The 13,064-nt window shown below is 41.8% G+C and carries 9 protein-coding genes; 3 read left to right on the top strand and 6 right to left on the bottom strand.

What is annotated here, in order from left to right; all coding sequences use genetic code 11:
• Window positions 1-26 precede the first annotated feature (26 nt).
• From MKY14_RS01870 to MKY14_RS01855, 4 genes are all read right to left on the bottom strand, one after another.
• Window positions 27-950, bottom strand: a complete 924-nt coding sequence (locus tag MKY14_RS01870) for a carbohydrate ABC transporter permease (RefSeq protein WP_038569957.1) — start codon at window positions 948-950, stop codon at window positions 27-29.
• A gap of 18 nt (window positions 951-968) precedes the next feature.
• The gene (locus MKY14_RS01865) at window positions 969-1,898 is read right to left on the bottom strand and encodes an ABC transporter permease (protein WP_076129998.1); all 930 of its coding nucleotides are present in this window, start codon (window positions 1,896-1,898) and stop codon (window positions 969-971) included.
• Between the two features lie 280 nt (window positions 1,899-2,178).
• Entirely contained in the window at window positions 2,179-3,753 is a 1,575-nt protein-coding gene (locus MKY14_RS01860; protein ID WP_340975645.1) for a response regulator transcription factor, read from the bottom strand.
• Entirely contained in the window at window positions 3,728-5,566 is a 1,839-nt protein-coding gene (locus MKY14_RS01855) for a cache domain-containing sensor histidine kinase (protein ID WP_175617386.1), read from the bottom strand. The genes MKY14_RS01860 and MKY14_RS01855 overlap by 26 nt, the downstream gene beginning before the upstream one ends.
• 250 nt (window positions 5,567-5,816) lie before the next feature.
• Here MKY14_RS01855 and MKY14_RS01850 point away from each other — a divergent pair, with 250 nt between their 5' ends.
• From MKY14_RS01850 to MKY14_RS01840, 3 genes are all read left to right on the top strand, one after another.
• Complete coding sequence (locus tag MKY14_RS01850; RefSeq protein WP_340975644.1) at window positions 5,817-8,963, top strand: alpha-mannosidase; 3,147 nt, start codon at window positions 5,817-5,819, stop codon at window positions 8,961-8,963.
• A 152-nt stretch (window positions 8,964-9,115) separates the two neighbouring features.
• Window positions 9,116-10,306, top strand: a complete 1,191-nt coding sequence (locus MKY14_RS01845; RefSeq protein ID WP_340975643.1) for a pectin acetylesterase-family hydrolase — start codon at window positions 9,116-9,118, stop codon at window positions 10,304-10,306.
• Window positions 10,307-10,352: 46 nt separating this feature from the next.
• Window positions 10,353-10,988 (top strand): TetR/AcrR family transcriptional regulator, encoded by a 636-nt coding sequence (locus tag MKY14_RS01840; RefSeq protein ID WP_340975642.1) that lies wholly within the window; start codon window positions 10,353-10,355, stop codon window positions 10,986-10,988.
• A gap of 2 nt (window positions 10,989-10,990) precedes the next feature.
• Here the strand turns inward: MKY14_RS01840 and MKY14_RS01835 are convergent, their stop codons facing one another.
• Together MKY14_RS01835 and MKY14_RS01830 are read right to left on the bottom strand one after the other, a co-directional pair.
• Window positions 10,991-12,343 (bottom strand): HAMP domain-containing sensor histidine kinase, encoded by a 1,353-nt coding sequence (locus MKY14_RS01835; RefSeq protein ID WP_340034309.1) that lies wholly within the window; start codon window positions 12,341-12,343, stop codon window positions 10,991-10,993.
• Window positions 12,340-13,017 carry a response regulator transcription factor gene (locus tag MKY14_RS01830; protein ID WP_076100805.1) on the bottom strand — a complete coding sequence of 226 codons (678 nt, stop codon included), beginning with the start codon at window positions 13,015-13,017 and terminating at the stop codon, window positions 12,340-12,342. Before MKY14_RS01830 ends, MKY14_RS01835 begins: the two co-directional genes overlap by 4 nt.
• Window positions 13,018-13,064 lie beyond the last annotated feature (47 nt).

Genomic DNA, 13,064 nt, shown 5'->3' with positions numbered 1-13,064 from the left:
ATTCGAATAAATACATCTTAGTAGTGTTACTCCTTTAAAGAGCCCACGGTTAAGCCTTGTACAAAATACTTTTGGAAGAACGGATACGCTAGTGCTATAGGTAAGGTCGCCAGTACAACCATCGCCATACGAACGGTTTCTGTTGGCAAGGTTGCAGCAATCTCAAAGCTTGATCCCATCTGCATACTGTTCTGAATGACAAACTCCATATTATTCTGAATTCGCATCAGCATCGCTTGGAGTGGAACAAGACTCGCATCATCTATATACAGCAGGGCATTAAACCAATCATTCCAATAGCCCAGCGTACAGAACAATCCAATCGTTGCAATCCCCGGTAAAGAAATTGGAAGTACAATTTGCAGGAAGGTCCGAAACTCACCAGACCCATCAATTTTGGCAGCCTCAATGAGTGCATCAGGTACGCTAGTCTGGAAGAAGGTCCGCATTACTAGAATAAAGAATGCATTCATCGCTATGGGCAATATTAAAGCCCATATCGTGTTGTACAAATGTAAAAACTGCGTAGCCACGATATAGTTGGGAACCATTCCGCCTGAGAATAACATCGTGAAGAAGGCGAAGAAGCTGAAATAATTACGATAGCGAAATGATCTTCGAGAGAGAACATACGCATAAGTTGTTATTAAAAATAAACTAATGAGCGTACCTAGTACAGTAACCATCAAAGTAACTCCAAAGGAACGAAGCAATTGATCACCTGTGTTAAAAACAAACTGATAAGCTGCTAAACTATATTTTTCGGGTAACAAGCTAAATCCATTTAGAGCAAGTACTTTCTCATCTGTAAAAGAAATGGCTATGACAAACAAGAACGGAAACACACAAGTAAAAGCGAAGATGCCAATTATAATATTGAGTACCACATTCCATAAAGGAGTAATGGCGTTGTTGTCGATTTCTTTTGGCTTACGTTTGAATACTGCCATAACGTCACTAACTCCTTTCTAGAATATCGCATTCTCTTTGCTGATCTTTTTCACAATAGAATTCGTTACAAGCACCATGATAAATCCAACAATCGATTGATATAGACCCGCTGCTGTACTCATCCCTAGATTACCTGTCGTACTCATGCTGCGATAAATATAAGTATCGATAACATTCGTTACGGAGTATAGAACACCTGAATCCCGAGGGATTTGATAGAATAAACCGAAGTCCGATCTAAAAATACCACCAATCGCTAAAATCGTTAGCGTTACCATTAAAGGTTTAAGCAAAGGAAGTGTAATAAACTTAATCTGCTGCCATTTGCTGGCCCCATCAATCATAGCTGCTTCATAGTAGGACTTGTCGATACCCGCTATAGCCGCTAAGTAAACAACACTTGAATAACCAATTGATTTCCAAATCCCCATGAAAATTAGGATATATGGCCAAAAGCGAGTATCCCCATACCAGGAAATAGGATCGCCTCCGAAGTAAACAACCACTTGATTCAATATTCCTTTATCTACACTCAGAAAGCTGAAGGTAAAGAAACTAATAATGACCCAAGAAAGGAAGTAAGGCATAAACATCGCCGTTTGATAAACTTTAGCCATCCGTTTGTTTACAAGTTCATTTAAGGTGATCGCAATGCCCACCGCAAGAACTAAACCGAGAGAGATCAACGCCAAGTTATAAAGAATCGTATTTCTTGTAATGATATAGGCGTCCTCCGTCGAGAACAAAAAGTTGAAATTTTCAAGGCCAACCCACTTACTGTTTAAAACGCTTGCAAAGAATCCATCCCGATGAATCTTGAAATCCTTGAATGCAATTACTGTTCCAAACATCGGTAAGTAGCAAAAGATCAGGAACCATAATGTCCCTGGTAATACCATAAACCAGAGTACTTTATCCTTAATTAAACTTTTGAAAAATGCAGGCATTATTCCACATCCCCCTTCTCTCTATCCCCAAACAACCCCTATATATCCCTTCGATCTTTTTCCCTCGCCCCTTTAACTACCCTTAATTCTGCGCTATAAAAGCGGTTTCATAAAGTTGAAAAACTCCAGAATCAGATGTAAAAATTAAAGATCCACAGCAGAAGGGACATTTAAAAAGTCTATTTCCCCTTAAATTTGAGCAAAAAAAAGGAAACATTCTCGTTATCAACGTCCATGAAGCCCGTACTTGAACGTGATACTCAGGAACATTTCCTTTATTTTAGGATTTTGCTTTTTTGTACATATTCCGAAGCTCTGTCGGCGATACACCTACTGATTTTTTAAACTGGCGATAGAAATATGCTGGATCCGGATATCCTACTTCAGCTGCAATTTCGTTGGTTAGTAACGTAGTTTGAAGCAGCAATTGTCTTGCCTTTTCAATTCGAAATTGATTAACATAATCAGAGAAACTACGGCCCATTTCCTTCTGAAATAGCTGGCCCAAATAATTAGGATGCATTTCCATACGCTGACTGAGCGTTTTCAGGGATAGCTCTTCTCTATAGTGTTTGCTTACTTGATCAACCATATATCTCATATTCGGACTGAGCTCATCATTTACTAATGATAATTGGTCCAGTGTTTCTTTCACACTTTCCTGCACATGGTGCACCAATTGCTCAATAGTATGTATGCGCAGCAATGGATTAAACACGGCACTAAAATTAGAGTTTTTCTCCATTTTCTTAGCAATCAACATTAACTCAATCGCTACGTTGTAATTATCAATGCGGGTAATCATGCCACAGCCAAACAGCTTTTCGAACGTTTCTGCGATAAATTGGTTCGTAGCCTCCCGGTCTCCAGATAATAATAATTTGGTGAATTCCTCATAATCAATTTCGAGCTTCTCCTCATGCAGGACCATCTTTGATAGTTGTTCCACATCTATAATCGGGTAACCCGGTAGCATAAGATGATCAACATATAAACTCTTCGCCTTTTTATAACTATTTGGGACTTCCTGAAAAGCATGCTCCTTACTTCCTATCGTTATCCAGACAGACTTTTCTAACTCATGCATAATCTCACATTGCACTTGCTCCAGTACACAATAAAGCTCTTCTTTGTTCTCAGCTTCAGCCCACTCAGCAATAATAAGAACAAGATCACCTTCCATATCTATAAATACAATAACGGTTCCAAGTTGCTCTAATGATTTCACAGCGATACGATAACATTCATCCATAAGCTGATTCCTATGGAGTTTATCCTGGCCCTCATCGTCATCCTGTTCGGTGATAAGCCGAATCGCAGCCACCGTAAAAAATGAACAGTCCAGTGAGATATTTAAGACTTTTGAACGGTGCTGTAGCTCCTGCCGGCCTATATTGCCAGTTACCCAGCGGTTTAGAATATTATTGCGTAGAACTTGCCAATCATCTTTAGCATGAAATTGTTCAACATCCTCTTGATTCAGCACTTCAACAATTTGTTCAATGGTTGATTCCAACTCATGTATATTAATGGGTTTGAGAATATAATTTTCAATGCCTAGACTCATTCCAGCTTTTAAATACTCAAATTGCTCATACCCGCTCAAGATTATAAACCTCATTTTTGAATCAAAAACCTTTATTTGCTGAATCAGTTCAAGTCCCGTAAGTTTTGGCATCGTAATGTCAGTAATTAATATGTCGATCCCTTCATTATGATTGCGTAGAAATTCTAAAGCTTCTTCCCCATTAGACGCTTGTCCCGCGATTCTCAATCCATATTTTTCCCATTCAATCACTGAACGTAATCCTTCAAGAATAAGAGGTTCATCATCCACGATAAGTATATTGTGCATTATTAGTACTCTCCCTTACTACTGGTATATTCATGATGACTATTGTTCCTTTATTTACTTCACTAGCGATCGTTAATCCATATTCAGTCCCATAATAAAGTTTAATTCGTTCATTCACATTACATAGGCCTACCGAAGAAGGAGGTTCATCCATTCTCATACTGACTTGAAGCATTTGCTGTAGCTCTGTCAGCTTGCTGGCAGTAATTCCATTCCCGTTATCACTTATAGCAATTTGAATTTCCCCGCCAGATTCAGTAACTTCAATACGGATGAGATTGCCAAAACGGTCAGGTCTAAATCCGTGAACAATATAATTTTCAATGACCGGTTGGATGAGCAATTTAACGATAGAACAATTCATGGCAACTGGACTTATTTGTGATATGATTTGGAGCCTATCTTTATGTCTAATCTGAAACAGCTCCAGATACAAATTGCAGTATTCAATCTCATCAGATATTGTAACGACCATGCTTTTCTTAATCATCGTTCGAAATAATGTCGATAAAATGTAAATCATCTGACCTACATCCTTCGCTCCTTGCGTAATTGCCCGCATCCTAATCGCCTCAAGTGTGTTATATAAAAAGTGTGGATTAATCTGCGATTGAAGTGCAACTAGCTCTGCATTTTTCTGCGTAAGCTCCGAAATGTACACTTTATTAATATAGAGTTCTAACCTTTCACACATATAGTTAAAGTTGTTGGCAATTAGCTGCAATTCATCTTCTCGATTTAGGTGAATACGTGTGCTTAAATCACCTTCCTGTAAGCGCTTCATAGATTTGATAATGATCTTCACTTTTTTAGAAAAACGTAAAATAATTCCGTATGTAAAAGACATTGCAGTAATAATAAGCGCTGTGGTAATCCCGATAATCCAAGTTCGAACCGTTTTCATTTCGTTGTTGACCTGTGACTTCTGAATGATCCCTGCCATAATAAGACCTGAGCTATTCGTTGTATTTAAGTTAACCTTGGAGATCCCATCCAGTGTTGTCCAGCCATCCGCATGAAGCGCATCGAGATGTGGATATCGCTGTCCCATATACCTTCCCAATGAATCATATATAACGTCACCGCTTGGGGTTAAGACCAACAATTGACCATTATTTTCTGCAACTTTTGTGCCAAGCCATTTTGAAATAAGTTCTGCGTCAAAATCTACTATGAGCATCCCGATCGTTTTCAGTGTAATCGGATCTTTAATTTCCCTAGTCATTGTATACAAATTGTTATTGTCTTCTCTTATTTCCTTAAGCACTAATTTGGTTTCATGCGAGACCCAGCCATTCTTCGGTAAGGATAACTTTTGCTTAGAACCGTCCATGTCGCTCAAGTAGAATTGTCGGGTATTATTTTTATATAAATAATAAAATTCTTTCTCTGTACTGTATAAAATAACGTCATAAATCCCGTTTTTCTGATTCAAATAGGTTTTGAAATAAGTATCGAACGTATGAGGAACGGAGCTCCCTATGTCTGCATATTGATCTAAACGGTATTTAAGATAATCCCCATAATCATTTTGCAAAAAGTAGGACAAATCCTCACTGACAGAGGCATCGCTATAAATTTGCTGGATAGCCACTTGGATGCTTTCGTACTGCTGATTCATATACAAACTTACATAATCCAGCACCTCCCGATTGGCATCTACATGTTGGCGAGTGATCGTCTGTTCATAGTATTTATATACGGTAATGGATGAGGCAATTAACGTAATTATAATGATCGAAGAGTATATAGCTAAAATTTTATTGAACAGTTTTTTCTGCAAATGGTTTTGATAAAATTTCTTTACATTCAACAAAGCCACCTTCTTTCTGAATATCACCTTTAGGATTAGAAGCTTAACATCACACTTCTTTTTCTGCAATGGAAGCGCATGCATTTTTTTATTTATATATTCTAGCGCTCCAACTTTTCTCTCCACCGAGAGTTTACAACTCACACAAAATCGTCTATAGTTGATTTCTACCCCCCAAACAAACCTATAATAACCCAAATAGATCTTAATTTCCTCGTCCCCCATCAACATATTGGAGGGGCTATTACTCATGTTTCTAACCAAACGCAAACTCAACTCCCAACTAAACGAAATTTCCGAATATCGTTACAGGGATCGTATACACATTCCTTTTTTCAACTCAATGATTGACGAACAAGGTGAAATTGCAGCCGAACCGCCCGTGGATGGAGAATGGTCTAAGCTACGAGTTGGAGATACCTGGAAAGGCCGCGATTTGTATTTATGGCTAACGACAAATATAGACGTGCCTGCCTCTTGGGCAGGCCGTAGAGTAATGGGTCGATTTGATTTTGGCGAGACGGGTGCTGGAAATAACTCCGGATTTGAATCCTTATTCTTTTTCAACGGCAAACCCTATCAAGGTGTGGATTCCAATCATACCGAAGTGTTCTTGCCAAATGAAACGACAGGCACTCAGCTTCCACTGACCTTCCGGTTATGGTCGGGACTCGAAGGTGGCGGCCCTAAAAAAGATCAGACACATGGCATTCGCATGGCTGAAATTTGTTGGCTGGATGAACCAACGGATGATTTCTATTTTACCGCGCTTGCTGTAGTTGAGACGCTGAACGTACTCGATGCCAAAACACCAGAATATACACAACTTATGAGTGCAGTAGACCGCTCCTTTCTTCTGATCGACTGGTCTCGTCCAAGTTCAGACAACTTTTACGCTTCGATCGGGGAAGCCCGCAATTATTTGCGTGATGAAATTAACAAAATGGAGAAGTCCTCACCCGTCACAGTTACCTGTATTGGCCATACCCATATTGATGTAGCTTGGTTGTGGCAATTGAAACACACCCGTGAGAAATGTGCGCGTTCCTTCTCAACCGTACTACGTCTGATGGAAATGTTCCCGGACTATACCTTTTTACAGACTCAGCCGCAACTCTATGAATATATCAAAAATGACTATCCAGAAATCTATGAAAATATTCGTGAACGTGTAGCTGAAGGACGCTGGGAAGCTGGCGGAGGTATGTGGCTTGAGGCAGATTGCAACTTGACCTCAGGGGAGTCTCTAGTCCGTCAATTACTCTATGGAACTCGCTTCTTACGTAATGAATTTGGGGTTGAATGTGACTATTTATGGCTGCCGGACGTATTTGGCTACAGCTGGTCCTTGCCACAAATTCTAAAAAAATCAGGAATTAATACCTTCATGACCACAAAAATTAGCTGGAATCAATATAACCGGATGCCACATGATACCTTTCAATGGCGTGGGATTGATGGCACAGAGGTATTAACACACTTTATTACAACGCCTGAGCCTTGGTCCGAAGAAGATTCTTGGTTCTACACTTATAATGGCCGGATTATTCCTAAGACTGTAAAAGGAATTTGGGATACTTACCGGGATAAAGAAGTAAATCGCAATCTGTTACTTTCTTACGGATATGGCGATGGTGGCGGGGGTGTGAACCGTGAAATGCTAGAGATGCGCCGCAGGCTAAACGATCTTCCCGGTCTGCCGAAGATTGAAACAGGAACAGCGGGAGACTACTTCCGTACCCTGCAAGAAACTGTTGCAAATACAGATCGTTATGTCCATGTATGGGATGGCGAGCTTTACTTAGAATATCACCGCGGCACCTACACAAGCCAAGCCTACAATAAGCGGATGAACCGTAAGCTTGAGCTGCTATACCGTGAGGCGGAATGGCTAAATACACTGCAAAGTGTGATGACAGGTGACTGGTCGAACTATCGTCAGACCGATTTAGACGAGGGCTGGAGAATTATTTTGCGCAACCAATTCCATGATATTATTCCGGGCTCTTCGATTCGTGAAGTATATGAAGACAGTACTATTGAATATGCACAAGCAGAAGCAATAGGTCAGTCTGTCTGGGAGCAATCCAGTAAGGCACTTGTGAGCGGAAATGAAGCCGGTAAATATACGATCTGGAACAATGCTGCTTGGGAGCTGACAGAACTCGTAGAAATTACTGTTGAAGCCGGGATGGAAACAGGACATTGGATAAGCTCAGAAGGAAAACAACTACAAGCTCAGCGTGAAGGTGACCGCTGGATCGTTGAAGTATCTAACATTCCTTCTCTTGGATACACAACGATCTCCTTCGTAGAAGATGTGAATTCTAAGTCACTAAGCGCTCCATTCAAGCTAAATGAATCAGGAATCTCAACGCCTCACTTCGAAATTGAATGGAACGAACAAGGTCAATTAGTATCCATCTATGATATAAATGAACAAAGACAAGTATTAGCAAACGGAAGTCACGGTAACGTGTTCCAAGTGTTTGAAGATAAACCCCTAGCCCATGAAGCTTGGGACATTGACATCTACTATCAGCAAAAGAAACGTGAAGTCACCGACTGCCGCAGCATTGAAGTCATAGAAAAGGGTTCACTGCGATGTGTTGTACAATTCACATGGAGTTATATGGATTCCACGATTAAGCAGCAAATGATCTTACATGCACACCATCGTCGTATCGATTTCGTGACAAAGGTAGACTGGCATGAGCGACAACAGCTAATGAAAGTAGCTTTCCCTGTTGCAATACGAGCTACCGAAGCCACTTATGATATCCAGTTCGGTAATGTTACGCGTCCAACACATTGGAACACTAGCTGGGATTATGCTAGATTCGAGACTGTGGGGCATCAGTGGGCAGATTTATCAGATCGTGGTTATGGCGTTAGCTTGCTGAACGACTGCAAATACGGTTATGACATCAAGGATAATGTGATGCGTCTATCCTTAATCAAATCGGCAACGCACCCTGACCCTGAAGCGGATCAAGGTGAACATACTTTCACCTACTCTATCCTGCCTCATACTGGGGATTGGCTACAGGGTGACACCGTCCGTCAAGCTTGGTCCGTCAACAACCCTCTACGGAGCACCATGGGGCAAGTAGAAGGAGCATCCAAGTCGCTTATTCGCCTTTCTACTCAGACGGTTATGGTTTCTGCGATCAAGAAGTCTGAGGATGGTCAAAAATTAATCGTACGTGTGCACGACTATTCCGGAAGCCGCCAGCAAATTGATATGACTAGCGACTTGAATATTATTTCGTGGCAAGAGTGTAATCTAATGGAGCTTCCTGAAGGGGAAGTCCACACTGAACCTGTCATTACATTTATACTTGAACCTTACGAACTAAAAACATTTGAAATTGAAGCAGCAAAATTAATAAAGTAACATACACAATCGAGGTGTCCCTGTAGCCATGGATCAAAGGCTGCGAGGACACCTCTTTATATATTTTCTCACGATTGTTTCTTATGCTTTTAAGTATACACCTTGTGTAATGAGTGATCTTGACGTATACTCCGAGTAAGGGAGAGATGGATATGAGAAAAATGAGGAAAATCACAATATTCACAGGTATTGGATTATTCAGCCTTGTTTTGATTGCCATGTTTGCAATCAGCGCTTTTGTAATCAAAAGACCGGCGACTACCACCCCTGTAATTGCGGAAGTGAAGCCTTACAAGTGGAATAAAGTCACGCTAGACGGAAATGTCATATCAAGTGATGGATCAGAGTATTTTTTGTGGAATAAAAAGGGTGAAAATAATAACTGGATCATCTTTTTTTCCGGTGGCGGAGCCAGCTGGGATGCCCAAAGTGCCGCACACCCCATCAAGCTTATGAACTTTATTAAAGGTGGAGATACAGGCAACTATTTCCAGAACATCCCCTTCTATATGTTGACATTGCTGAGAGGCATGATGGATACGGATAACCCTGCCAATCCTTTTCATGGCTGGAATGTGGTCTACCTTCCCTATTCAACCGGTGACTTCCATATCGGCAACCGCACAGTTGAATATAAAAAAGATGACGGCAGCCCCTTTACTATGCGTTATAACGGCAGCAATAATGTGCGAAGCAGCCTCGATTGGATATATGCCAACGTGGATAAACCCGGCAAACTACTGATTGCTGGCGAAAGTGCTGGTGGCTTCGGGTCCGCTTTTTGGGCTCCCGAGATCGCCTCTCATTACAAGAACTCCGAGATTTTCCAATATTCAGACAGTTCCTTCTTGAAATCAGACAAGTGGCCAAATGTTGTGAAGCAGGAATGGCAGGCAGACTTCGTGAAGAACTTCGGATATGCCCCTGAAGCGGATATCATCGGGGCAGCTTTTAAAGCGAACGGCCATCTACTTCCTGCGAATGCGATAATATTGCAATCCTACTCGGTATTTGACGAGATTCTAATCCACTTTCAGAACAATATCAACGATTACAAGGGGCCAAGAGATCAAAGCATCATTTATGAGTGGTCACAGGAAATGCGGCAATCTGTTTCTTCATTGGCAGCCACTTTACCTAATTATTATTACTATCTCACCGACTATGGACTGAACGCTAAGACGGGTACAACTCCGCACACTTTTGCCACCAGAGAGACCTTCTTTCAGGCTGAACAGGATGGTGTGAAGCTTCTGAATTGGTTAGGTGATGCGATCAACCGGCAGAACCCCTATTCAGTGGGCAGCAAATTCCTCATGAATTCGAAGCCAGCTCAGAAATAGTGCTAGAAGCAGCGGAAGAGTTGCAACAAGACAGGAGAGAAAATCAATGAATTTGCGGGAAAAGCAAATGCAAATGACAAGGGAGATCATTAAGGATAGAGCGCTTAGCTTATTCTGTGCTCAAGGTATTGAGCGCACGGATATGGCACAGATTGCGGAACAAGCCGGCATCTCCCGGCGTACTTTGTATCATCATTATAAAGACAAGGAAGAGTTAGCCGCTCAAATCTATGTCCTTAATCTGGAGCGGATGTTTGGACAGCTGCTGTTTGATTTTGATTTTGAACACCCTGTACAGTCATTGGAGAACATTCTCGATAAATATCTGGCATTAAGAGATCAGCAGGAAGCCCTGATCTACTATGATGCCATTTTTGGAGTTTACTACAGCACGCTTTCCAAAAATCCCGCGGAACTTCCTGACTTTAAGCAGGCTATGGAAGGCTGGTATTCACGGTTAATTCTCCTTGAGTCCATATCAGTCGCTCCGGAGGAAAAAAATAAGTGGCTGGACATTCTGCACAAGTCCACCCACCTGTATTTCATGTATTTACAAAAAGCCGTCATTATTACTCATCAGCGGGGGGGTGTGGTTACGGAGGAAGATCGGGTTATGGACCGGCAATTCAAGGATTTCATTATGTTTGGCGTACGGCAATCCAAGAATCAGACAAACCCTTAATTTCACTTATGGGGCAACCTGACGATAATCGTCGTTCCCGCTCCAACCGCACCGTCCACTTCTATGTTTCCCTGATGCAGGGAGACAATTTTTTTAACGATTGCAAGTCCCAAGCCATTGCCATTGTTGTTTCCATTCCGTGACTTGTCTATTTTATAAAATCTTTGGAATACGGCGTTGAACTCTTCCGGGGAAATCCCGATCCCGTTATCACTGATGGTGACCGATACATCTGCTGCACTGTCATCTATACTAATGCGGATGTTCCCGCCTTCAGGTGTGAACTTGATGCTGTTGCTCAGCAAATTCATCCATACTTGTTTCAGCTGATCTTCATCACCCTTAATTTTGACAGCTTCCGGCAGCTCAAGATCGATAACGATGCCTTTGGCTGACCATTGTGGCTCACAGGTCACAACGATGGTTCTAATCTGCTCGTCAAGATTGAAGGAACCTGCATTAAAGGGATGATGTTCAGAATCCAGGGAAGCGAGCTTCAGCAAATTATCACTTAACCTCGACAGACGTTCACTCTCTGCAATGATGATATCAAGATATTCAGAACGTTCCTCTTCCACAATTAGATCATTGTTCTGCAATGCCTTGGCAAAGCCGGAAATAGACGTAAGCGGTGTCTGAATTTCATGAGAAACGTTGGATACGAAATCCTGCCTCATCTGTTCCAGCTGCTTCAGCTCCCCGGCCATCTCCACATAGCTTTGTGTCAGTTCCCCTATTTCGTCTACTCGGTTTACTTTAAGCTCTACCTCGAAATCACCCTTGGCCAGCCTTCTTGTCGCATTCGTCAAAGCTTTGATCGGCTCCACCAAATATCTGGCGGCAATAAGAATGCATAGACTACCCAGTAAAAGCACGAGTAAAAGCACAAAGAGCAGCATCCGATTGACGATATTTTCGTTCTCGGCAGAATACTGCAAGAACATTGCTTGCCACTCCCCGTTAAACATAAAGGGCATCCCGATAAAGGTATCCTTATCTTTTGCGGAGGAACGATAGAGTTTTCCTTGCAGCACTTGTTTCACAGCCTCGGGGGTGATAGTGACGGCCGGACTATCCTTGAGCCCATAAAAGGTATATTCCCCGGAATGATTATACAAGTGGATAGGGTATGCAGATACCTTAACCATACTATTCAAGAACTCGTCTGTATCCTCAGGCTTGGCGTCATCATAACGGTGAATGATCTCCTTCCCCACTGTGATCATTTCATTCTGTCCCTCGTTACTTATTTGTTTCTGAAAGACATACAAACCAATGAAAAAGGAACAGATCAGACTAAAGATAATGATGCCTAAAAACGTGAGAACGACGCGTACATACAATGTCTTGATCATAGCGCAGGGATCAGCCGGTATCCTAGGCCGCGGGCCGTTTCGATTTGAAATTGCTCGTCGTTACCGCAGAATTTCTCCCTCAACCGGCTTATATGCACATCTACAGTCCGGCCGTCTCCTTCATAGTTCAATCCCCAGATTTGAGAAATCAACTGTTCTCTTGTGAAGATTTGCCTAGGGTGACTAGCCAGCAGAAACAGTAGCTCAAATTCCTTCAAAGGAATCGTTACCGGTTCTTCATCACGCGTAACCTGGAAAGTGCGGCGGTTAAGCACCACATTGCCCAACTGCACAGACTGGGAAGAAACAACCAGCGAGCGTTTAAGCAAAGCTTTTACTCGCATCACCAGTTCAAGCGGATCAAACGGTTTGGTCAAATAGTCATCCGTGCCGAGTTGAAAACCTTTCACTTTATGTGCAGATTCTCCTTTAGCCGTCACCATGAGGAGGGGAATGTTGGCATCAGAGCGCCTGATTTCTCTGCACAGATCCCAACCATCCAATCCTGGCATCATAATATCTAGGATGACGAGATCGACTCGCGAGTTCTCTATAATGGACAGCGCTTTGGTGCCATCCCTGGCTTCTTTGAGGTCAAAACCTTCTTTTCGCAAAAACAAAGACATTAGCTTTCGGATGTTATCATCATCATCAGCAATAAGTATAGTAGCCACGATTGTCCTCCTCTCTTAAGCTTACATTATATATGATATATTCTTGA

This window comes from Paenibacillus sp. FSL R5-0887, assembly GCF_038002305.1.
Taxonomy (GTDB): domain Bacteria; phylum Bacillota; class Bacilli; order Paenibacillales; family Paenibacillaceae; genus Paenibacillus_AQ; species Paenibacillus_AQ odorifer.
Note: the sequence above shows the minus strand (reverse complement) of the source record. Positions and strands in the feature narration are given on the sequence as shown.